This window comes from Streptomyces sp. NPDC031474 (assembly GCF_055581185.1).
In genome coordinates this window covers 23119-46180 of sequence record NZ_JBVIJX010000008.1, presented here as the reverse complement: position 1 = coordinate 46180, position 23062 = coordinate 23119, and the positions used below count along the sequence as shown (strand labels likewise).

The window sequence follows — 23062 nt, the reverse complement described above, 5'->3', positions numbered from 1 at the left end:
GACCGTCCGGCCTGCCCCCACCCCCGGACCCGCGCCCCCCGGACCCCCACCCCCGGACCCGCGCCCCCGGGCCCCGCCTTCCCTGGAGCCCGGCACCCCGGCCGTCACCCCCGTAACCTGCTCTCTTGCGGGGCGGGGGCGGCCCGCTCACACTCGCCCGCCGTTCGTTGTGCGCCGGGCTTAACTCCCGGTGGCCGGTCCGGGAGACACCTGTGTAATGCACGGTTCGTACCGTCGCAGAGGCTTGCAGAGACTCTCGCCAGGCTGATCGTCAGAAGGAAAGGGGCGCCCGTGGCCGCGTTGGACCCGCGGACCGACAGCGCGTCGGAGACGAAGGTGCGCACGGTCTGCTCGTACTGCGGCGTCGGCTGCGGCATGGTCCTGGACATCGGCTTCGGACCGGACGGACGGCGTACGGTCCTGAAGGCGTCCGGCGACAAGGAGCACCCCGCGAACTTCGGCCGGCTGTGCACCAAGGGTGCGACCACCGCCGACATGCTCGCCGCCCCCGGCCGGCTGACGACCGCCCTCGTCCGCTCGGACCGCGGCGAGGAACCGGAACCCGCCCCCGTGGCAGCGGCCGTCGCCGAGACGGCACGGCGGCTGCGGGCCATCGTCGACGAGCACGGCCCCGACGCGGTCGCCCTCTACGTCTCCGGCCAGATGAGCCTCGAAGCGCAGTACCTCGCCAACAAACTGGTGAAGGGTTACCTCCGCAGCAACCAGATCGAGTCGAACTCCCGACTGTGCATGGCAAGCGCCGGAACCGGTTACAAGCTGTCTCTGGGCGCCGACGGCCCGCCCGGCTCCTACGAGGACCTCGACAAGGCGGACGTCTTCCTCGTCATCGGCTCCAACATGGCCGACTGCCACCCGATCCTGTTCCTGCGGATGATGGACCGGGTGAAAGCGGGCGCGAAACTGATCGTCGTCGACCCGCGCCGCACCGCCACCGCGGCGAAAGCCGACCTGTTCCTCCAGGTCAAGCCGGGTACCGACCTGGCCCTCCTCAACGGCCTGCTCCACCTCCTGCACGAGAGGGGCCACACCGACCCCGCCTTCGTCGCCGCCCACACCGAAGGCTGGGAGGCGATGCCGGAGTTCCTCGCCGACTACCCGCCCGCGACCGTCGCGGAGATCACCGGCCTCCCGGAGGCCGACCTGCACGAGGCCGCCCGCCTGATCGGGGAGGCGGGGGAGTGGACCAGCTGCTGGACCATGGGCCTCAACCAGTCCACGCACGGCACCTGGAACACCAACGCGCTCATCAACCTCCACCTCGCGACCGGCGCGATCTGCCGCCCGGGCAGCGGGCCCTTCTCCCTCACCGGCCAGCCCAACGCCATGGGCGGCCGGGAAATGGGGTACATGGGTCCGGGGCTCCCCGGCCAGCGCTCCGTCCTCGTCGACGCCGACCGCGCCTTCGTCGAGGAACTGTGGGGGCTCGAACCGGGCACCATCCGGGCCGACGGCGTCGGCAAGGGCACCGTCGAGATGTTCCGGAAAATGGCCGACGGCGAGATCAAGGCCTGCTGGATCATCTGCACCAACCCGGTCGCCTCCGTCGCCAACCGCAGAACGGTCATCGAGGGGCTGGAGGCCGCCGAGTTCGTCGTCGCCCAGGACGTCTTCGCCGACACCGAGACCAACGCCTACGCCGACGTTGTCCTGCCCGGCGCGCTGTGGACCGAGACCGAGGGCGTCCTCATCAACAGCGAGCGCAACCTCACCCTCGCCCGGCCCGCCGCCGACCCGCCCGGCGAGGCCATGGCCGACTGGCAGCTCATCGCGGCCGTCGCCCGCGCAATGGGTTACGAGAGCGGTTTCACCTACGACAGCGCCGAGCAGGTCTTCGAGGAGATCAAGCGCGCCCACAACCCGGCAACCGGTTACGACCTGCGCGGAGTGACGTACGACCGACTGCGCGCCACCCCCGTGCAGTGGCCGGCCGCCACCGCCGACGGCCCGGAGCGCAATCCGATCCGGTACGTGAACGACGACGGCTCGCTCACCTTTCCCACGGCTTCAGGCCGCGCCGTCTTCCACCCGCGTCCGCATGTTCCGCCCGCCGAGATGCCCGACGACGACTATCCGTTCGTCCTGAACACCGGACGCCTCCAGCACCAGTGGCACACCCTGACGAAGACCGCGAAGGTGGCCAAGCTCAACAAGCTCAACCCCGGCCCGTTCGTCGAGGTGCACCCCGAGGACGCGGCCGCGCTCGGCGTGGCCGACGGAGACTCCGTCGAGGTCGCCTCGCGGCGCGGGCGGGCCGTGCTGCCGGCCGTCGTCACCGACCGCGTCCTGCCCGGCTCCTGTTTCGCGCCGTTCCACTGGAACGACCTGTTCGGCGAGTACCTCAGCGTCAACGCGGTCACCAGCGACGCCGTCGACCCGCTCTCCTTCCAACCCGAGCTGAAGGTATGCGCTGTCTCGCTGACCAGGGTTTCGACACCGGTTACCGTGCAGGTTCCGGCCACGGACACCCCGGCCACGGGGACGCGCGTCATGGCCGGACCGGTCACGGAAACTCCGGTAACGGAAACCACTGCCCTGGGGGCCTCCGCGTCCGCGCCCGTCCTCGTACCGACCGCCGTCCAGCCCTCCGCGGCGGCCGTCTTCGGCCTGGAGCCCGCCCCGCCGCCGGTCCTGACCGAACGCGAACGGCAGTACCTCGTCGGTTTCCTCGCCGGTATCCCGGCCGGCGCCCCCGGCGTCCCCGTGCTGCCGCCGGACGCGCCCTTCAGCCCCGAGCACGCCCTGTGGGTCAACGGCACCCTCGCCGGCATGTACTCCCGCACCGCCGCCGCGCCCCAGGAATCCCCGGCGCGTCAGGTCGTGATCCTCTGGGCCTCCCAGACCGGCAACGCCGAGGACTTCGCCGCCGCCACCGCCGCCCGGCTCACCGAGGGCGGCCATCCGGCGTCCCTCGTCGCCATGGACGAGGCCGACCCCGCCACCCTGCCCGCAGCCGCCGACCTGCTGCTGATCACCAGCACCTTCGGCGACGGCGACGCCCCCGACAACGGCGCCGGCTTCTGGGACGGCCTCGCCGCGCTGGACACCGGCCGTCTCGAAGGCCGCCGCTACGCCGTCCTCGCCTTCGGGGACTCCTCGTACGACGACTTCTGCGGACACGGCCGACGGCTCGACCACCGTATGGACGAGCTCGGCGCGGTCCGGCTGGCCCCGCGCACGGACTGTGAACCGGACTACGAGACGGAGGCGGAGGCCTGGCTCGACCAGGTGGTCACCGCGCTCAAGGAGGCCACGGAGTTCCTGCCCGCGAGCCCCCTCGCGACCCCTCCCGCGTCCCCCGCCGCCGCCCCTGTCCCGGCCCTCGGCCCCGCCTCGACGTCCGCCGCCGTCGCCACCAAGCCCGTGCCCGCCACGCCCACCGCGCCTGCCGCTCCCGCCCGCTCCAGGCGGCCCGTTCCCGTCACCGCCCGCCTCACCGGCAACCGGTTGCTGAGCCGGCCGGGTTCCGGCAAGGAGGTCCGGCGCTTCACCTTCGACACCAGCGACAGCGAGAGCCCGCTCGTCTACGAGGCCGGCGACGCCCTCGGCGTGCGCCCCCTCAACTCCCCTGAACTGGTGGCGGAGTGGCTGTCCGTCACCGGCCTCGACGCGCACGCCCCCGTTGTCGTCAACGGTTTCGGTGAGGTTGCCGTCGGCGAGGCCCTGCTGCGCCACCTCGACATCACCCGGATCACCCCGGCCCTGCTCCGCTTCGCCGCCGACCGCACCCGCGACCCGCGCGAGTTGCGCAAACTCCTGCGCCCGGACAACAAGGACGAGCTGGCGAAGTGGTCCTGGGGCCGCCAAGCCGTCGACGTGGCAGCCGAGTTGGGCCTGCGCGCCGACGCCCAGGAATGGGCCGAGGTGCTCGGAAGGCTGCAACCGCGCCTGTACTCCATCTCGTCCAGCCCGCTGACCGACTCCCACCTTGTGTCGCTCACTGTTTCCGTCGTGCGGTACGAGAACCTGGCCGGCCGCCCCCGGCAGGGCGTCTGCTCGCCCTTCCTCGCCGACGCCGAACCGGGCACCGAGGTCCCGGTCCATGTGCAGCGCTCCCCGCACTTCCGGCCGCCCGCCGACCCCGCGACCCCGATGGTGATGGTCGGCCCCGGCACGGGCGTGGCGCCGTTCGTCGGGTTCCTCGAGGAGCGCCGGGCCCGCGGGCACCGGGCTCCCAACTGGCTGTTCTTCGGCGAGCAGCACCGGGCGACGGACTTCTACTACGAGGACGAGCTGAGCGCCCTGCAGGCGGACGGCGCCCTCACCCGACTGGACACCGCCTTCTCCCGCGACCAGCGCGCCAAGGTCTACGTCCAGGACCGGATCCGCGAGCACGGCTCCCACCTGTGGTCCTGGCTCCAGGACGGCGCCCACTTCTACGTCTGCGGAGACGCCTCCCGGATGGCGAAGGACGTCGACCGGGCGCTGCGCGACGTCGCCGTCGTCCACGGCGGCATGAGCGAGGAGGAGGCGGCGGCGCATGTGAAGCAACTCGCCGCCGACAAGCGGTACGTGCGGGACGTTTACTGAGACGTAGTTGATATTCAGCCATGGCCGGTCATTCATGTTCGTTTTATCAACAGGAGTGGACAAGATCTGACGCACCCTCCGTCCGTGCACAGCCGCACGGTCGCCTCGGGGAAGGTCGTGGTCATGTCGCACCCGCACGTGTCGTCCATGGACCGGCCGGACCGCCCCCAGCGGGTGGAGCCGGGTCATTCCCAGCGGCCGGTCGTCAGCCGCCGCCGTCTGCTCGAAGGGTCCGCCGCCGTTCTCGGCGCGCTCGCCCTGTCCGCACCGTCCACCGCGCACCGGGCCGTCGCGGCGGACGGCACGCCGGAATGGAACGGTTCCATCGACGTCTTCCGGCTCGGCACCGAAGCCCCGCACACCACCCTCATGCCGTACGCGGACCTCGGCCAGGCGCTCGCCGCCGACCGCACCCGCTCCCCGTACCGGCTGAGTCTGGACGGTGTCTGGAAGTTCGCGCACGCCGACCGCCCCGACGACCGAGACGCCGACTTCCACCTGGCTTTCGGGTGGGGTGCCCGGTCCTTGAGGGCCGAGGTGAATGCTCGGTTCCGCGGAGCGGGGCAGGGGTGGCCGGATCGCCGTCGGGGCGGTCGGCGTCGCCGTCCGGGATGCCGAGGGCGGCCTCGGAGGGGGTGGTTGCATCGGGTCGAGGGGGTTGGGGAGGTGGCCTTGCGGTTGGCAGAGTGTGGTCACTCGGACGGGTGACGGTGATCGATGAGGTGCGCGGGCGGGGAATGTGTGGTCTAGGTTCGCGGCATGGCACGGTTTCGGATGTACCCGACGGGCGGGCAGGAGCGGCAGATGCTGCTGCACTGCGCGCATGCGAGGTATGTCTGGAACCTGGCTGTGGAGCAGCACGCGCACTGGCGCCGGTGGCGTCGCAGTGCGCCCGGTTTCGCGGAGCAGTGCCGTCAGCTCACCGCGGCCCGGCGCGACAACGAGTGGCTGGGGTCCGGGAACGCGGACGTGCAGCAGCAGGCGCTGAAGGACTTCGCGAGGCCAAGCAGGCGCGTTTCACGTCCGGGTTCGGTGAGCCGACCTGGCGTCGGAAGCATGTGCACGAGGGCTTTAGGGTCATCGGCACCGACCGCGTCCCCGGATACCACGTGGACGGCTCGCCGAAGCTGAACGCGAAGACCGGCCGGCAGGTCCTGGGCCGCTCGGTCGTCGTGCAGAAGCTCAACCGGCGGTGGGCCCAGGTCAGGGTGCCCGGCTGCGGCTGGGTCCGCTTCCGCCTCAGCGCCACAGGCAAAGGCGCGCACCTGCCCGACGCGAAGACGTTCCGGGTCACCTACCGCAACGGGCAGTGGCATGTGGCGTTCGCCGTCATCCCCCAGCCGGTACCGGCGCCCGCCGGGGGTGGGGTGATCGGCATCGACCGGGGGGTGACCGTCACCGCCGCCCTCTCCGACGGGCGGAAGCTGAACTGCCCGCAGCTCACCGTCCGGGAACGGGCGCAGATCCGCAAACACCAGCGGCGTGCCGCCCGCGCGCCGAAGGGCAGCGAGCGGAAGGCGGCCGGGTATACGAGGGTCGCGAAGCTGAAGGCGCGGGAGGCGAACCGGCGTAAGGACTGGTGCGAGAAGACCTCGACCATGCTCGCCCGCAGCTACGGTCTGATCCGGTTCGAGAAGCTGAACATCAAGAACATGACCCGCTCCGCGACGGGCAGCGTGGAGCAGCCCGGTAAGAACGTGGCGCAGAAGGCCGGGCTGAACCGGTCGATTCTCGCTCAGGGCTGGGGCCTGCTGCGGCAGCGCACCGGGCACAAGGCGCCGGGCCGGGTCGAGGACGTTCCCGCTGCCTACACGTCTCTGCGGTGCAGTGCGTGTGGGTGGATCGAGAAGAAGTCGCGCAAGAGCCAAGCCGACTTCGCGTGTGTGTCCTGTGGCTTCACCTGCAACGCGGACACCAATGCCAGTCACAACGTCGCGGCAGGACAGGGCGGGATCCCCCGCCCCCGGCGCACAGCCGGTGCCGGAGGGACGACGCCGCCCACGCGGTCGAAGAACGTCCGTGAACCTCAACCCAAACCGGTTGAAATCCCCCTCTTTTAAAGGGGGAGGATGTCAATGGGACCGCAACGACGCACCAACGTGGGCCTGTACTCCGGCACCGTCACCGGGCAGTGGACCTCCTACCTGCGTCCGCAGGAGAACGGCAACAAGACCGACGTGCGGTGGGTCGCCCTCACGGACGGCGACGGCAACGGCCTGCTCGTCTCCGGTGAGCCGCTCCTGGAGGTCAACGCCTCGCACTTCACGCCCGAGGACCTGTCGGTCGGGGCCCGCCACGACTACCAGCTCACCCCCCGCAAGGAAGTCGTACTCCGCCTGAACCACCGGCAGATGGGCATCGGCGGCGACAACAGCTGGGGCGCGCACACCCACGACGAGTACAAGCTGTTCGCCGACCGCGACTACGCGTACACCTACCGACTGCGGCCGTTGACCGACGTGCGCGAGGCGACGGCCGCCTCGCGCAGGCCCACCGCCGAGGAGTAACCCCCGGGTCCGTCGGCGCCGTTTCCCCGCCCGTGTGACCCCCTCCACGGATGATCTTTGTGGCGGCGGGCGGGGAAGAGCGGAACAATTCCCACGGAACGGGAAACGGAATCGACGGAAAAGGAACCCCCTATGCCCGAGCAGGACGAACGCTTCGACGTCGTGGTCCTCGGCGCCGGTCCCGGCGGCTACGTCGCCGCGGTCCGCGCCGCCCAGCTGGGCAAGCGCGTCGCGGTGGTCGAGGAGAAGTACTGGGGCGGCGTCTGCCTCAACGTGGGCTGCATCCCCACCAAGGCCCTCCTGCGCAACGCCGAGATCGCGCACATCTTCACCCACGACGCGAAGACCTTCGGCATCAAGGTCGACGGGCAGGTCTCCTTCGACTACGGCGAGGCGTACCGCCGCAGCCGTAAGGTCGCCGACGGCCGGGTCAAGGGCGTCCACTACCTGATGAAGAAGAACAAGATCACCGAACTCGACGGCCGTGGCGCTTTCGTCGACGACCACACCCTTCGGGTGACCGGGTACGACGGGGAGATCCGCACCATCGGATTCGACCACTGCATCATCGCCACCGGCGCGACCCCCAAGCTGCTGCCCGGCACGAAGCGCACCGCGCGGGTGGTGACGTACGAGGAGCAGATCCTCGCCGAGGACCTGCCGCAGTCGATCGTCATCGCGGGCGCCGGCGCCATCGGCATCGAGTTCGCCTACGTACTGCACAACTACGGCGTGAAGGTCACGATCGTCGAGTTCCTGGACCGGGTCGCCCCGTTGGAGGACGCCGAGGTCTCCGCCGAACTGGCCAAGCAGTACCGCAGGTTGGGCATCGACGTGCTCACCTCGACCCGCGTGGAGGCGATCGACGAGTCCGGTCCCCAGGTGCGTGTCACCGTGACCGGCAAGGACGGCGCCCAGCAGGTCCTTCAGGCCGACAAGGTCCTGCAGGCGATCGGGTTCGCGCCCAACGTGACCGGTTACGGCCTGGAGAACACGGGCGTGAAGGTCACCGAGCGCGGCGCGATCGACGTCGACGGCCGCTGCCGCACCTCCGTCCCGCACATCTACGCCATCGGCGACGTCACCGCGAAGCTGATGCTCGCGCACGCCGCCGAGGCGATGGGCATCATCGCCGCCGAGACGCTCGCGGACGCGGAGACCATGGAGCTGGACTACGCCATGATCCCGCGGGCCACGTTCTGCCAGCCCCAGGTCGCCAGCTTCGGCTACACCGAGGAGCAAGCTCGGGAGAGGGGTTACGACGTCAAGGTGGCGAAGTTCCCGTTCACCGCCAACGGCAAGTCCCACGGCCTCGGCGACACCACCGGCTTCGTCAAGCTCATCAGCGACGCCAAGTACGGCGAACTGATCGGCGGCCACCTCATCGGCCCCGACGTCACCGAACTCCTCCCCGAGCTGACCCTGGCCCAGCAGTGGGACCTCACCGTCCACGAGGTCGCCCGCAACGTCCACGCCCACCCCACCCTCAGCGAGGCCGTCAAGGAGGCGCTGCACGGACTGGCCGGGCACATGATCAACATGTAGTTCCCGCGCACCGCACCCGGCGGGGCCGTTCACCCGAACGGTCCCGCTGCGCTCGCCGCCGACGTACGGCCGGGATGTGCTGGCATCCACCGGACCGAACCCCGACCGACGCGGGGCGGTCCGGCCAGGACCGGACCGGACCGACGGCGAGGGAGCCCGCCATGCCGGACAACAGCGCCCGGCCCGCCAACACCCCGGCCACCGACCGTCCGGCCAGCGACGGTCCGGCCAGCGGGCCTCCGGCCAGCGACCGTCCGGCCAACGGGCCTCCGAACGGCGGGTCACCGGCCAGCGGGCCTCCGGCCAGCGACCGTCCGGCCAACGGGCCTCCGAACGGCGGGTCACCGGCCAGCGGGCCTCCGGCCACCGACCCTCCGGAGAGCCGGCCTCCGAACGGCGGGTCTCCGGGCAGTGGGCCTGTGGACGCAGGCCTTCCGGGCGCAGGGCCACCGGACAGCGGTGCTCCAGAGAGCCGGCCTTCGAACGGCGGGCCTCCGGACAGCGGCTCTCCGGACACCAGCCCTCCGAACAGCGGGCCCCCGGACCGTGCTGCTCCGGACAACCGTCCCCCGGACAGCGGCGCCGGGGACAACCCTGCTCCCGGCGACCGTCTCCCGGACAGCGGTGCCGCGGGCGATTCTGCTTCCGGCAACCGTCTCCCGGACAGCGGCGCTGCGCATAACCCTGCTCCCGGCAACCGTCTCCCGGACAGCGGTGCCGCGGGCGATTCTGCTTCCGGCAACCGTGTCCCCGACAGTGGTGCCGGGGACAACCCTGCCCCTGGCGGCCCCGCCCCTGGCAGGCCCGTCCCCGGCGACGGTGCTGCGGAGTTGGAGGCGCTCAGGGCTCGGGTTGCGGTGTTGGAGGGGGAGCGTGGCCGACGCTCCACGCACCACTGGGTCCGCTCGCTCTTCGCGGTCGTGCTCATCGTCCTGGGCTGTGTCCTGGCCCCACTGGGGGCGGTGGCCGCCTGGACGGCCGACATCGTGGGCGACTCGGATCGCTATGTCGACACTGTGCGTCCCCTCGCCTCCGACCGGGCCGTGCAGAACGCGGCCGCAAACCGTGTCACGAACGCCGTGATGGACCACCTGGACCTCAACGCCCTGCTGCAGGACGTCGTCCCGACCCAACGTCCGCTCGTTCAGAAGGCGTTGGGCAAGCTCGGCGGCTCCATCGAGGGCGCCGTCCACAGTTTCGTGCAGGACAAAGCGCAGGCCGTCATCGCCTCCGACGCCTTCGAACGGATCTGGGTCGACGCCAACCGCCGCATCCACAGCACCATGGTCAAGGCCCTCACCGGCAGCGGCGGCGGCGCCGTGAAGATCGAGAACGACACGGTGACCGTGGACCTCGCCCCGGTCGTCGACCAGGTCAAAAAACGGCTGGTCGACTCCGGCCTGACGGTCGCGGGAAAGATCCCCGAGGTCCACACCGACTTCACGGTCGTCAGGTCCGACGACATCGGCAAGGTGCGGACCTACTTCCGGCTGCTGCAACTGGCCGGCCTGTGGCTGCCGATCGTCGCCATGCTCCTGGTGGCGTCCGGTGTCCTGCTCTCCACCCACCGGCGACGCGTGCTCATCGTTTCCGCGCTCTGTTTCGCCTTCGCCACCCTCCTGCTGGGCGTTGCGCTCACCGTTTTCCGGGTCTTCTACCTGGACGCGCTCCCGGCCGGCATCTCCCAGCCGGCCGCCGGATCCGTCTACGACACGCTCACGCGGTTCCTGCGCACGTCGGTGCGGGAGGTCGTCGCCGTCGGGGTGGTGGTCGCGCTCGCCGCCTGGCTGACCGGGCCGGGCCGCCGGGCCACTCTCGTCCGAGGGCTGTGGCACTCGGGCATCGGCGCCATACGCGCGACCGCCGACCACGCAGGGCTGCGGACCGGACCCGTCGGCCCGTTCGTGAACCGCTTTCGCCACTGGATCGCCTGGATCCTGGCCGGCGCGGCCGTCCTGGCGTATCTGCTGTGGCCGTACCCGACCGGCTGGGTCGTGATCGGCCTCGCCCTCGCTCTGCTCTTCGCGCTGGGCATCGTCGACTTCCTCGCGACCCGGCCCCGCCGAAAGGACAGCCCCGCATGAGCGCGAACCCCCCGGCCGGCGACCCGCACGGCGAGATCGGCACCGCCTGGTCCACGCCACGCGGCGGACCGCGCCGGCCCACCCCGCCCGGCAGCCGGATCGGCGGCGGCGTCGTCTTCGCCGGCGTCCTGATGCTGTGCAGCGGCGTGCTCGCCGTCCTCCAGGGCATCGCGGCCATCGCCGAGGACGACATCTACGCCCGCGTCGGCGCCTACGTCTACGAGCTCAGCCTCACCGGCTGGGGCTGGATCCACCTCGTCCTCGGCGTCGTCGCGGCCGCGACCGGCGTGGCCCTCCTGAAGAACGCCCGCTGGGCCCGCTTCCCGGGCATCCTCCTCGCCGCGCTGAGCCTGGTCGCCCAGTTCCTGTTCCTGCCGTACGAGCCGCTCTGGTCGATCACCGTCATGGCGATCGACGTGTTCGTGATCTGGTCCCTGACGTCGCCACGGGAGGTGCAGGGCGGCACCCGGTGATGCGACGCGTCGCAGGACGCGCGAGGTCGATGTCGGATTCTCGCCAGCACGGGGGCGGTGGCCGGTCGATGCTGGAGGCATGCAGAACGGGATGTACACCGATCGGGAGCGCTGTGTGCGCGCCGTGCAGTCCAAGGACGCACGGTTCGACGGCTGGTTCTTCACGGCGGTCCTGACCACCGGAATCTACTGCCGGCCCAGCTGCCCGGTGGTGCCGCCCAAGCCGGAGAACATGGTCTTCCATCCGAGCGCGGCCGCCTGCCAGCAGGCCGGGTTCCGCGCCTGCAAGCGCTGCCGGCCCGACACCACCCCGGGGTCCCCGGAGTGGAACCAGCGCGCCGATCTGGTCGCCCGCGCCATGCGGCTGATCGCCGACGGCGTCGTCGACCGCGACGGCGTCCCCGGACTGGCCGCGCGCCTCGGCTACAGCGCCCGTCAGGTCGAACGCCAGCTCCTCGCCGAACTCGGCGCGGGCCCCCTCGCGTTGGCCCGCGCGCAGCGCGCCCAGACGGCTCGTATCCTCATCGAGACGACCGAACTTCCCATGGCTGACGTCGCGTTCGCCGCCGGCTTCTCCTCCATCCGCACCTTCAACGACACCGTGCGCGAGGTCTTCGCGCTCTCGCCGAGCGCACTGCGAGCCCGCGTCCCGCGCAAGAGCCCCTCGGCCCGCACGGCCCCTTCGGCCTCAGCGCCCGCGCAGACCGCAGCCCACCCGGCCACGCCCGGCACGCTCGCCCTCCGCCTCCCCTTCCGTGCGCCCCTCAACCCCGACAACCTCTTCGGGCACCTCGCCGCGACCGCCGTGCCGGGCGTGGAGGAGTGGCGGGACGGGGCGTTCCGGCGCACGCTCCGGCTGCCGTACGGGCACGGGATCGTGGCGCTCACCCCGAACCCCGACCACATCGGCTGCCGTCTCACCCTCAGCGACCTGCGCGATCTCACCGTCGCCATCAGTCGCTGCCGGCGCATGCTCGACCTGGACGCCGACCCGGTCGCCGTCGACGAGCAACTGCGCACGGACCCGCTCCTCGCGCCGCTGGTGGACAAGGCCCCCGGCCGCCGGGTGCCGCGCACGGTCGACGAGGCGGAGTTCGCCGTGCGTGCCGTGCTGGGCCAGCAGGTCTCCACGGCGGCCGCCCGCACCCACGCGGCCCGCCTGGTCACCGCGTACGGCGACCCGGTCGACGACCCCGAAGGCGGCCTCACGCATCTCTTCCCGACGCCGCAGGCGCTCGCCGACGTCGACCTCGAGCGTCTGGCGATGCCCCGCACCCGCCGCACCACCTTCACCACCCTGGTCCGTCAACTTGCCGACGGCACTCTGCACTTGGGTGTGGAGAGCGACTGGCCCGAGGTCCGCGCCCGTCTCCTCGCGCTGCCCGGCTTCGGGCCGTGGACGGTGGACGTCATCGCGATGCGCGCCCTGGGCGACCCCGACGCCTTCCTCGCCACCGACCTCGGAATCCGGCGCGCGGCCCAGGAGTTGGGTCTGCCCTCGACGCCGGCGGCGCTCACGGCCCGTGCGGCGGCCTGGCGGCCCTGGCGCGCATACGCCGTCCAGTACCTGTGGGCGACCGACAGCCACCCCATCAACTTCCTTCCTGTATAGGGGCGTTCAGTGAACCAGCACACGATCGTCGACAGCCCGTACGGCCCGCTGACCCTCGTCGCCGACGACGGAGTCCTCTGCGGCCTCTATATGACCGAACAGCGCCACCGCCCGCCCGAGGAGAACTTCGGCCCTCGCCAGGACACCCTCTTCGGCGACACCGAGGAACAGCTCGAAGCCTATTTCGCAGGCGACCTCCAGGAGTTCACACTCCCACTCCGCCTGCACGGCACCCAGTTCCAGCAGCGCGTCTGGGCCGAACTGCGCAAGATCCCGTACGGCGAGACCCGCACCTACGGCGAACTCGCCGAAGCGCTCGGCAATCCGGCCGCCTCCCGCGCGGTGGGTCTCGCCAACGGCAAGAACCCGATCGGCATCATCGTCCCCTGTCATCGTGTGATCGGAGCGGGCGGCGCCCTGACCGGCTACGGTGGCGGTCTGGAACGCAAGCAGCGCCTGTTGAAGTTCGAGAGCGGCACCGCAATCGACGAAGCCGGTGAAACGACCCTCTTTTAGACACAGTTGGAAGGACCGGACGGCTTTTGCTGTGCGTGACCTGTACCTGGTGCGACCTTTGCCTGGTGAGGTTCACCGTTCTCCTGGCCTTCACCCAGGCCCGGCCCAGGACTTCTAGGGTTTGCGGCGCTGCCCCCTCGCACGTCCGTCCCTTCTGTCCGGAGGACAGTCATGGCCGCCGTCAAGGCTTCCCAGCGCAACAGACGCCCCCTCGCCGCACTCGCCGGGGCCCTCGCCCTCACCGCCACGTCGATCGGCGTGTGGGCCGCCACGGCCTCCACCGCTCAGGCCGCCGCTCTCCCGACCCCCGACCACGTGGTGGTCGTGGTGATGGAGAACCACGCCTACTCGCAGGTGATCGGCAGCTCCAGCGCCCCCTACATCAACAACACCCTCAAGGCGGGTGGCGCCAACCTCACCCAGTCCTACGGCCTCACCCACCCCAGCGAGCCGAACTACTACATGCTGTTCTCGGGCTCCAACCAGGGCCGTACCGACGACAGTTGCGTCTCGGTCGGGTCCATCTCCGCGCCCAACCTCGCCTCGGAGCTGATCGCCGCCGGCAAGACCTGGGCCAGCTACAACGAGTCGCTGCCCAGCCAGGGCTCGACGACCTGCAGCAGCGGCAACTACGCCCAGAAGCACAACCCGTGGTTCGGCTTCTCCAATGTGCCGACCAGCAGCGCCAAGACCATGACGCAGTTCCCGACCGACTACACGACCCTGCCGAAGGTGTCCTTCGTCGTGCCGAACCTGTGCAGTGACATGCACGACTGCTCGGTCTCCACGGGCGACACCTGGATCAAGAACAACCTGGGCGCGTACGCCACCTGGGCGCAGACCCACAACAGCGTCCTCGCCGTCACCTTCGACGAGGACAACAAGCTGTCCGGCAACCGCATACCCACCGTTTTCTACGGGCAGCACGTCACCCCGGGCAGCTCCAGCGCCACCACCTACAACCACTACAACGTCCTGCGGACCGTGGAGGACCTGGCGGGTCTCAGCGCGCACGCGGGCAACGCCGCCTCCGCCTCCGACATCACCGGCATCTGGAACTGACGCCCGTGTATCTCGCGGATTCCCGCAGCACCAAGGCCGCCGCCGTCCCGGACCCCCGTCCGGGGCGGCGGCGGGCCGCCGTGCCCGGCACGGTGCTGGCCCTGGGGGCGGTCAGCCTGATCACGGACGTCTCCTCGGAGATGGTCACGGCGGTCCTGCCGCTCTACGTGGTCGCGGGCCTCGGTCTGTCGCCGCTCGGGTTCGGTCTCCTCGACGGCATCAACAACGGCGTCGGGGCCCTGGTCCGGCTGGCCGGAGGCCATCTCGCCGACCGGGGAGGCCGTCGGCACAAGGTCGTGGCAGGCCTCGGCTACGGACTGTCGGCACTGTGCAAGCCGCTGCTGCTGCTCGCCCACACCCTCCCCGTGATCAGCGCCGTGCTCGCGGCCGACCGCACCGGCAAGGGGCTGCGCACGGCCCCCCGGGACGCGATGATCTCGCTGGCCACCGAACCCGCCCACCGGGGACGGGCGTTCGGGGTGCACCGTGCCATGGACACCACCGGCGCACTGCTCGGCCCGCTCGTGGCCTTCGCCGTGCTGCGGGCGACCGTCGACGGCTACGACGCGGTCTTCGCGGTCAGCGGCTGCATCGCCGTACTCGGGGTCCTGGTGCTGGTGCTCTTCGTGCCCCGCACCATCGCCCCCGCCGACGCCGTACCGCGACCCGAGCCGGCCCGCCCGCTGCTCCGGGACGCGCTCGGGCTGCTGCGCCGCCCCGAGCTGCGCGGGCTCACCGTGTGCGCGACCCTGCTCGGCCTGACCACCGTCAGCGACTCCTTCCTCTATCTGCTGCTGCAGCGCGAAGGGGATCTGCCCGCCCATCTCTTCCCGCTGCTGCCGCTGGGCACCGCCGCCGTCTTCCTGCTGCTCGCCTTTCCGCTCGGCGCCCTCGCCGACCGCGTCAGCAGCCGTCGGCTCTTCCTGGCCGGCCACGGCGTCCTGCTGCTGGGCTACGGCCTGGTGCTGTCCCCTTGGCACGGCGCCCCCGCCGTGGTCGCCGTCCTCGTCCTGCACGGCGCCTTCTACGCCGCCACCGACGGAGTCCTCGCGGCCGCCACCGCCGGCGCCGTGCCGGCCCAGCACCAAGGGGCCGGGCAGGCGCTGGTCGGCACCGGCCAGGCGCTGGCCCGGTTCGCCTGCTCGCTCGCCTTCGGCGCGGCCTGGAGCTTGTGGGGCGGGCACACCGCGCTCGCCGTCACGGCTGTCGCGCTGGCCGTCAGCGCCGTGGTGGCCTCCTTCATCCTCCGTACGGCCGATGAGGTGCCCGTATGACCAGAACCGCCCGCCTGCTGATCCTGCTGGTCTCGGTCCTGCTGCTCGGCAGCGTGGGCACCGGGGCGGTGCTGTACGCCGCCCACCGGTCGGGCATGCGTGACGAGCAGCAGGCGGACGGTCCGACCGTGCGGGCCGGCGACGTCTCGCTCCGGCCGACGACCGGCCGTCGGCTGCTGGTGCGCAACCTGGCCTGGGGCCCGCACCGCGACGAGATCGCCACCGTGCCCGCCGACGATCCGCAGGGCCCGCGGACCGCATCGGGCGTCAAGTGCCTGCGCTTCCACGCGGCGGCCGGCACCGGCATCTGTCTGCAGGCCGTGCACGGCCCATTGCAGGACACCTACCGAGCGGTGGTGCTCGACTCGCACCTGCACGAACTGCACCACTTCCCGGCCGCCGGCATCCCCACCCGGGCCCGCGTCTCACCCTCCGGCCACCTGGTGGCCTGGACGGTCTTCGTCAGCGGAGACTCCTACGCCGGCACCGACTTCTCCACCCGCACCGCCATCGTCGACACCCGCACCTGGGCGATCGACGACAACCTGGAGACCTTCCGCATCATCAAGGACGGCCGGCCCTACCGCGCGGCGGACATCAACGTCTGGGGTGTCACCTTCGCCGACGACACCCGCTTCTACGCCACCCTGGCGAGCGGCGGCCGGACCTACCTCGTCCGGGGCGACGTGACCGCACGCACCCTCACCACCCTGCACGGCAACGTCGAATGCCCCTCCCTCTCACCCGACGGCACCCGGGTCGCCTACAAGAAGCGCGTCAAGGGGGCCTCCGCCGACGCCCCCTGGCGGCTGTACGTCCTGAATCTGCGCACCATGAAGGAGACCGCGACGGCCGAGCGGCGCAACATCGACGACCAGGCCCTGTGGGCCGACGACTCCACCCTCGTGTACGCGCTTCCCGGCGACTACGGCTCGGACCTGTGGACCGTCCCCGCCGACGGCAGCGGCACGGCCCGCACCCTCATGACCTCCGCCGTCGCCCCCGCCTACCTGGGCTGACAGGCCGGCCCGGTGCCGGATCGCCCATGCAGTACTCGTACGTGACCATGGCCTGTATGGCGCATCGCGGTCTTCCTCCTGAGTGACCCCGGTGGCGCGAGTCTCTGGATCGTTGCTGTCTGGACGAAGGAGGACCAGGCAGAAAGCGAGAGACCATGGAGCGACAACACGAGCGACTCGCGACACCCTGGGCCGCCGGGGTGGCCGGGGTCGTGTTCGCGGTCCTGATGGCCGCGGCGATCGTCCTGATGCGCATCGCTCTGCCGGGCGGCGCCGCAGGGGACGACGTAACCGTCGATGCCGGACAACGCAGTGCCGTGCGGACGGCGCTGGCACTGCTCCCGTTCGCCGGGATCGCCTTCCTGTGGTTCATGGGCGCCCTGCGCGAGCAGGCCGGCGAGGGCGAGGACCAGTTCTTCTCCACCGTGTTCCTGGGCAGCGGCCTGGTCTTCGTCGCCACCCTGTTCGGCGCTGCCGCGGCGGCCGCAACCGTGCTCGACGAGAGTCAGCAGCACCCGCCTTTCGGCCGACACTTCGCCTACGCCCTGCTGACCACGTACGCCATGCGGATGGCGGCGGTGTTCATCATCACGACCTCGACCATCGGCCGCCGACTCGGCGCCTTCCCACGCCCGCTCGTCGTCCTCGGCTACCTGGCGGGCCTGACGCTGCTCGTGGTGGGAGCGAACGTGCCCTGGTCCGAACTGGTCTTCCCGGCCTGGGCGCTGGTCCTCAGCCTGAACATCCTGTGGGGCCGGCGTCCCGCCCGGCCACGGTCGGCCGCATCGACCTGAGTCGGCCGCATCGACCTGAGTCGGCCGCACCGCTCACTCGAACGGTCTCCTTCTCGTCGCGGCATCCCGTCAGGCCACCGAGGGTGGTCGTAGGGGGCTGACCGGGCTGCCGGAGAGGACCGATTCCGTGGTGAGGATTGCCGTCGACCTGAACCGCTGTCAGGGGTATGCGCAGTGCGCGTTCCTCGCCCCCGAGATCTTCGCCATGCACGGCGAGGAGGCGCTGCTGTACGACCCGGAGGCCGACGAGGCACAGCGCGAGAAGCTGGCCCAGGCCGCCGCGGCCTGCCCGGTCCAGGCCATCCTCGTCGATGCGGTGGACGTACCGGCCGAGGCGGTGTCCGGTGCTCGGTGACGGATCCCTGGAACGGCTCAAACGCGAGGGCCGCATCGTCGTCGTGGGCGCCTCGCTGGCCGGGCTGCGCGCTGCCGAAACCCTGCGGGCAGAGGGCTTCGCGGGCTCCCTGACCATGATCGGCGACGAGCCCCACGAGCCGTACGACCGGCCCCCGCTTTCCAAACAGGTGCTGTTGGGCAGGGCGGCCGCCGACCGCACCGCGCTGCCCAGGCTCCGACCGCTCGACGCGACCTGGCGGCTGGGTGTCCCGGCCACCGGCCTCGACATGGCCGCAAGGCGGGTGCGGCTGGCCGACGGCGACGAGGTGCCGTACGACCGGCTGCTGATCGCCACCGGCGTTCGGGCGCGAGCATGGCCGCGGGAGGCCGAGGCGGAACTCGACGGCGTCTTCGTCCTGCGGACCCGCGACGACAGCGTCGCGCTCGCGCGGCGGCTCGAGGAGGGCCCCAAGCGGGTCCTGGTCATCGGGGCCGGGTTCACCGGCTCGGAGATCGCCTCCGCCTGCCGCGAACGCGGCCTTGCCGTCACCATCGCCGAGCGCGGCGCGGCGCCCCTGGTCGGCGCTCTCGGCGGAGTGGTCGGCGCGGTGGCGGCCGAGATGCAGCGCGAGCACGGTGTGGATTTGCGGTGCGGGGTCATGGTGACCGCTCTGGAGGGCGATGCCTCGGGACGGGTGCGCGCCGCGCAGCTCTCCGACGGCTCCACCGTGGCGACCGACGTGGTGATCGTCTCGCTCGGCGCCACCCGCAACACCGAATGGCTCGCCGGATCCGGACTCGGCGCAGGCCCCCGCGGCATCGCCTGCGACGCCGGCTGCCGCGCCTTCGACGTCCGCGGAATCGTCACCGACGACATCTATGCGGCGGGCGATGTCGCACGCTGCCCGCACCCCCTGTTCGGCTACCAGTTCCTGTCCTTGGAGCACTGGGGCAACGCCGTCTCCCAGGCCCGGATCGCGGCGCACAACATGATCAGCGAGAGCGCCGACCGCATCCCCCACATGGAGGTGCCGGCCTTCTGGTCCTCGCAGTTCGGAGTCAACATCAAGTCGGTCGGCGTGCCGTCGCTGGGGACGGAGATCCTCATCGCGCAGGGATCGCTCAAGGACCACCGGTTCCTCGGCGTCTACGGGTATCAGGGGCGCGTCATCGGCGCGGTCGCCTTCGACCACGCCCGGTGGCTGCCGTTCTACCAGGAGCTGATCGAGACCACCGCGCCGTTCCCGCCGCCGTTCCCCACGGTCGACCGCCACGCGGACGGACAGCGGCCGGTCGACGCCGACTTCCCCGATCCTTCGGTCCCCACTCACGGCCCCACCGTGACCCTCGGCGGATACTCGCCGGCCGACCGCCGGATGACGTTCACCCCCGCGCACTGATCCGTACGGCCACGAGGACTCGCCATGACGCAATCCTTGCTGCACCAGATCCTGGACTACGCCAACCGCGCCGACCCGTACCCGATCTACGAACAGCTGCGGAAGACGCCGGTACACCACGACGACGGCGGGCCGTACGTCATCAGCACCTACTACGAGATCCGCAGCCTCCTGCACGATCCTCGGATCAGCTCCGACGCCCGCAATCTGGCCTCGACCGCCCACGACCCGCTGGCCGAGCCGGCCCAGGAGGAGAGCGCCCTGCCGCCCGGGTTCCTGCGGCTCGACCCGCCGGAACACGACCGGCTGCGACGCATGACGAACCGGCCCTTCGGCCCGCCGCACTCCCCGCACCGTGTCGACGGTATGCGCTCAGAGCTCCACGACATCGTCTCCGGTCTCATCGACGGCATCGGCGACCCGGGCCGGATCGACCTGGTGGAGCAGTTCTCGTACCCCTTCCCCGTGACCGTGATCTGCCGGCTGCTCGGGGTGCCGCGCGAGGACGAGGCGCGCTTCCACACCTGGGCGGACACGCTCGCCGCGAGCCTGGACCCCGACCCGGACGCGGACCCCACCGAGCGGGGCAAGGGCGCGCACGACGCCCGTATCCAGCTGGGCACGTACCTGGCCGGTCTGATCGAGGAGCGCCGCAGGAATCCCGGCGACGACATGCTCTCCCAGCTGGCCACGGCCAAGGGCGAGGACGGCCCGATGAGCACGATGGAGCTGCTCAGCACCGCGGCGCTGCTGCTGATCGCGGGGCACGAGACCACCGTCAACCTCATCACCAACGGAATGCTGACCCTGCTGCGCCATCCCGATGTCCTCCAGCGGCTGCGCGAGGATCCGCGGCTTGCCGTGCCCGTCGTCGAGGAGCTGCTGCGCTTCGAGCCGCCGGTGCAACTGGTGCCACAGCGCACCACCCTCGCCGACATCGAGGTCCGCGGCGTCACCATCCCGAAGGGCGCCTCCCTCTGGCTGGTTCTGGCGTCCGGCAACCGCGACCCCCGGCGCTTCGAGGACCCGGACCGCTTCGACCCGGACCGCCGGGACATCCAGCACCTCGGCCTGGGCAGCGGCATCCACAGTTGCTTCGGCGCACCACTCGCCCGGCTGGAGGCCCAGTTCGCCCTGTCGGAACTGGCCCGGAGGCTGGAGAACCCACGTCTGCTCGAGGACCCGCCCCCGTACCGGCAGAACGCCGTGCTGCGCGGGCCGCGGCATCTGCACATCTCCTGCGACGGGATTCGCCCTTAGGGGTGCTCCGTGCCGAGTTGGCGCAGCAGCTTCGGCAACGCGGTGCCGATGGGTTCGCGGATGACTTCGTCGGCGAGTTCGTCGTACGGGGTGGGTTCGGCGTTGACGATGACGAGCCGTGCCCCATGATCCGCGGCGACGCCGGTGAGCCCGGCGGCGGGCTGCACCTGAAGACTGCTCCCCACGGCGACGAACACCTGACACGCCTTGGTGATCGCGACGGCCTCACCCAGCACCACCGGATCGAGCCGCTCCCCGAACATCACGGTCGCCGACTTGAGGATCCCGCCGCATGCCAGGCACGGCGGATCGTCCTCCCCGGCCTCGACCCGGGCGAGGGCGTCCTCCATGGGCCCGCGCGCATGACAGTCGGTGCACACGAAACTTCGTGCGGTGCCGTGCAGTTCGAGCACCTTGCGGGCGGGCAGGCCGGCGAGCTGGTGCAACCCGTCGACGTTCTGGGTGATGACCCGCACCGGTACGCCGGACTTCTCCAGCTCCGCCACGGCGAGATGCGCGGCGTTCGGCTCCGCCTTCAGACTGCGGTTCTTGCGCCGCAGCTGCCAGGACCGCCGCCGGATCTCCGGATCGCCCATGTAGTACTCGTACGTGACCAGCTTCTCCGCCTCCGGATCCCGCCGCCACAACCCGTTCGGACCGCGATAGTCGGGGATCCCGGAATCCGTGGAGATACCGGCCCCACTGAGGATGGCGACGAGTGGCTTGCTCATGCGTTCGAGCGTAAGTCGGGGGATCCGGTGGCCGCGAGCGGATATCGCGCGGTGTCCCGCAGACAGCCGCCCACGACCGGGGGAGGTGAGTGCGAGTGCGTCGTCCGGCGGTCAGCCCACGCGGTGGCCGTTCTCGAGTTCGGCCGTCAGCGAGGGGTCCGCCAGGGCGTCCAGCGCGGTCAGGACCCGGCGGCCCAGTTGGCCCGGCAGGTAGTCGGTGAGCTCCTCGGGCCGGACCAGTCGCCAGGACAGCAGCTCCGCCTCCTGCAGCCGGATCGCCTCGAAGTCGGCCTCGCCGAGGACCCCGCCGTCGTACACGTACGCCACCCGCGGCGGCAGGCCCGGGTCGAGCACCCAGTCGACCGCGAGCAGTCGGCCGAGCTCGCGGTCGAGTCCGATCTCCTCGAGCGTTTCGCGCCGCGCGCCCTGCCGCGGGGTCTCCCCGCCGTCGGACTCGATGGTGCCGCCCGGGAGCGCCCAGCCCGCCCGGTAGTTGGGCTCGACGAGCAGCACCCGCCCGTCTGCGTCACGGAAGATCGCGGCGGCGCCCGCCAGGACCCGGGGCAGGGAGGCGAGGTAGGCGGCGAAGTCGGTCGTATCGGAAGCAGTCACCCGGAAAGGGTAAGGGGTGGCGGGCCGGCCGGTGGGGCGTCCGGCGGGTTCTGCGTCGGGCGCCGGTCCCGGGCGTCCTCCAGCCGTGCGAGCCGCGCCAGTCGAACCGTCCGCTGCGCCAACTCGCTGATGTGTGCGCCGTCGAAGCCGAACACCGCGCTGCGGACCGTGTCCTGGAGCGGTTGCGTCCACTGCGGCGGGATGGCCGCGGCGCCCGTCAGGACGCCGGCCACCGAACCGGCCGTCGCCCCGTTGGAGTCGGTGTCCAGGCCGCCGCGCACGGTGAGTGCGATCGTGCGGGTGAAGTCGCCGTCGCCGTACAGCAGTCCGGCGGTGAGGACGGCGATGTTGGGGACGGTGTGGATCCAGCCCAGGCCCGCCGTCTCCGTCTCCATCGTCGTGAGGGTGTCCTCCCAGGTCATGCGGGTGGCGTGCAGGGCGACGACCCGGCGCACGGTCCGGGCGAGACGGCTGCTCGCCGGGACGACGGCCAGCGCCTCGTCGAGCGCCTGCCGCACCGTCGGCGCGGTGAACGCCGCCGCGATCAGGGCGGCCGCGAACATCGCGCCGTACACGCCGTTGCCGGTGTGCGAGAGCACCGCGTCCCGGCGGGCGAGGGCGGCGGCGCGACGGGGGAGCCCGGGGCTGGTCCAGCCGTGGACGTCGGCGCGGATCAGGGCGCCGATCCACTCCTGGTAGGGGTTGTCGTACGTCGCCGTCAGCGGTGGCCTGAGCCCGTTTGCGAGGTTGCGGTAGGCGGCCCGCTCGGCGGTGAACGTCTGCAGATACGGCAGCCGCAGCAGCCACAGGTCGCCGACCTGCTCGGTGCTGAAGCCGAAGCCGTGGGTCTCCAGGAGGTCGAGGCCGAGGACGGCGTAGTCGACGTCGTCGTCGCGGCAGCTGCCGTGGATACGGCCGCGCACGCACGCGCGCCATTCCGGGCGCAGCCGCAGGCCGTCCTCCTCGGTGGGCGGTTCGGGCAGGTAGTCGGTGAGGGGCAGGGCGGCGGCCCGCCGCAGATAGCGGTCGATGCGTCCGCGCGTCCACAGGTCGCCCTGCTCGACCGGTTTGCCGAGCATGTTGCCCGCGATCCGGCCCAGCCAGCCCCCGAGGACACGGTCGGCGAGTTCCGGCTCGCCGCCCACAGGGGTCATGGCTCCGGTTTACCCGATTCCGGATCCCGGGAACACTCGTGCGGGCCCGGACGGCCCACAGACGGCGCTCAGGCTTGTTCCAGGGTCCGCTCTCCGCATGACGGCGGGGGCGTCCTCCGGTTAAGGTCGCAGCGG

18 protein-coding genes and 2 pseudogenes are annotated in these 23062 nt (G+C 71.4%); 17 read left to right on the top strand and 3 right to left on the bottom strand.

The features are described 5' to 3' along the window. The first annotated feature begins 375 nt into the window (after positions 1–375). The 17 genes and pseudogenes from ACZ5SK_RS17720 to ACZ5SK_RS17640 all read left to right on the top strand — a co-directional run bounded on the left by ACZ5SK_RS17720 (position 376) and on the right by ACZ5SK_RS17640 (position 20430). Positions 376–4548 carry a molybdopterin-dependent oxidoreductase gene (locus ACZ5SK_RS17720; RefSeq protein ID WP_457495235.1) on the top strand — a complete coding sequence of 1391 codons (4173 nt, stop codon included), beginning with the start codon at positions 376–378 and terminating at the stop codon, positions 4546–4548. Between the two features lie 123 nt (positions 4549–4671). Beyond that, positions 4672–5046: pseudogene (locus ACZ5SK_RS17715) on the top strand (hypothetical protein); the annotation flags it as partial. 261 nt (positions 5047–5307) lie between these two features. Beyond that, positions 5308–5679: a helix-turn-helix domain-containing protein gene (locus ACZ5SK_RS17710; protein ID WP_361707810.1), complete on the top strand. Its 372-nt coding sequence runs from the start codon at positions 5308–5310 to the stop codon at positions 5677–5679. Then, a complete protein-coding gene (locus ACZ5SK_RS17705; RefSeq protein WP_468415879.1) occupies positions 5658–6608 on the top strand; it encodes an RNA-guided endonuclease InsQ/TnpB family protein in 951 nt (316 codons plus the stop codon). The genes ACZ5SK_RS17710 and ACZ5SK_RS17705 overlap by 22 nt, the downstream gene beginning before the upstream one ends. A 16-nt stretch (positions 6609–6624) precedes the next feature. After that, a pseudogene (locus ACZ5SK_RS17700) lies at positions 6625–7055 on the top strand (beta-galactosidase small subunit-related protein); the annotation flags it as partial. 132 nt (positions 7056–7187) lie between these two features. Then, complete coding sequence (gene lpdA, locus ACZ5SK_RS17695; RefSeq protein WP_468415881.1) at positions 7188–8600, top strand: dihydrolipoyl dehydrogenase; 1413 nt, start codon at positions 7188–7190, stop codon at positions 8598–8600. Positions 8601–9430: 830 nt separating this feature from the next. Then, positions 9431–10684 carry a hypothetical protein gene (locus tag ACZ5SK_RS17690; protein WP_468576259.1) on the top strand — a complete coding sequence of 418 codons (1254 nt, stop codon included), beginning with the start codon at positions 9431–9433 and terminating at the stop codon, positions 10682–10684. Further along, positions 10681–11157 (top strand): DUF7144 family membrane protein, encoded by a 477-nt coding sequence (locus ACZ5SK_RS17685; protein WP_334575824.1) that lies wholly within the window; start codon positions 10681–10683, stop codon positions 11155–11157. The genes ACZ5SK_RS17690 and ACZ5SK_RS17685 overlap by 4 nt, the downstream gene beginning before the upstream one ends. A 79-nt stretch (positions 11158–11236) precedes the next feature. Next, the gene (locus ACZ5SK_RS17680; RefSeq protein ID WP_361707803.1) at positions 11237–12769 is read left to right on the top strand and encodes an AlkA N-terminal domain-containing protein; all 1533 of its coding nucleotides are present in this window, start codon (positions 11237–11239) and stop codon (positions 12767–12769) included. Between the two features lie 9 nt (positions 12770–12778). Next, positions 12779–13285: a methylated-DNA--[protein]-cysteine S-methyltransferase gene (locus tag ACZ5SK_RS17675; protein WP_361707801.1), complete on the top strand. Its 507-nt coding sequence runs from the start codon at positions 12779–12781 to the stop codon at positions 13283–13285. Between the two features lie 171 nt (positions 13286–13456). Further along, positions 13457–14347, top strand: a complete 891-nt coding sequence (locus ACZ5SK_RS17670) for an alkaline phosphatase family protein (RefSeq protein WP_334575820.1) — start codon at positions 13457–13459, stop codon at positions 14345–14347. 5 nt (positions 14348–14352) lie between these two features. Further along, positions 14353–15621: an MFS transporter gene (locus ACZ5SK_RS17665; protein ID WP_361707798.1), complete on the top strand. Its 1269-nt coding sequence runs from the start codon at positions 14353–14355 to the stop codon at positions 15619–15621. Beyond that, positions 15618–16640 (top strand): TolB family protein, encoded by a 1023-nt coding sequence (locus ACZ5SK_RS17660; protein ID WP_334575818.1) that lies wholly within the window; start codon positions 15618–15620, stop codon positions 16638–16640. The genes ACZ5SK_RS17665 and ACZ5SK_RS17660 overlap by 4 nt, the downstream gene beginning before the upstream one ends. A 155-nt stretch (positions 16641–16795) precedes the next feature. Next, positions 16796–17434 (top strand): hypothetical protein, encoded by a 639-nt coding sequence (locus ACZ5SK_RS17655; RefSeq protein ID WP_334575816.1) that lies wholly within the window; start codon positions 16796–16798, stop codon positions 17432–17434. A gap of 130 nt (positions 17435–17564) precedes the next feature. Then, positions 17565–17789 (top strand): ferredoxin, encoded by a 225-nt coding sequence (locus ACZ5SK_RS17650; RefSeq protein ID WP_334581108.1) that lies wholly within the window; start codon positions 17565–17567, stop codon positions 17787–17789. Continuing rightward, positions 17746–19170, top strand: a complete 1425-nt coding sequence (locus ACZ5SK_RS17645) for an NAD(P)/FAD-dependent oxidoreductase (protein WP_443041200.1) — start codon at positions 17746–17748, stop codon at positions 19168–19170. The genes ACZ5SK_RS17650 and ACZ5SK_RS17645 overlap by 44 nt, the downstream gene beginning before the upstream one ends. Positions 19171–19194: 24 nt before the next feature. After that, a complete protein-coding gene (locus ACZ5SK_RS17640) occupies positions 19195–20430 on the top strand; it encodes a cytochrome P450 (RefSeq protein ID WP_334575814.1) in 1236 nt (411 codons plus the stop codon). Here ACZ5SK_RS17640 and ACZ5SK_RS17635 read toward each other — a convergent pair. From ACZ5SK_RS17635 to ACZ5SK_RS17625, 3 genes are all read right to left on the bottom strand, one after another. Beyond that, positions 20427–21161: an SIR2 family NAD-dependent protein deacylase gene (locus ACZ5SK_RS17635; protein WP_334575812.1), complete on the bottom strand. Its 735-nt coding sequence runs from the start codon at positions 21159–21161 to the stop codon at positions 20427–20429. The genes ACZ5SK_RS17640 and ACZ5SK_RS17635 overlap by 4 nt on opposite strands. Before the next feature lie 111 nt (positions 21162–21272). After that, the gene (locus ACZ5SK_RS17630; RefSeq protein WP_334575811.1) at positions 21273–21773 is read right to left on the bottom strand and encodes an NUDIX hydrolase; all 501 of its coding nucleotides are present in this window, start codon (positions 21771–21773) and stop codon (positions 21273–21275) included. Then, positions 21770–22927: an ADP-ribosylglycohydrolase family protein gene (locus ACZ5SK_RS17625; protein WP_334575810.1), complete on the bottom strand. Its 1158-nt coding sequence runs from the start codon at positions 22925–22927 to the stop codon at positions 21770–21772. Before ACZ5SK_RS17625 ends, ACZ5SK_RS17630 begins: the two co-directional genes overlap by 4 nt. Positions 22928–23062 lie beyond the last annotated feature (135 nt).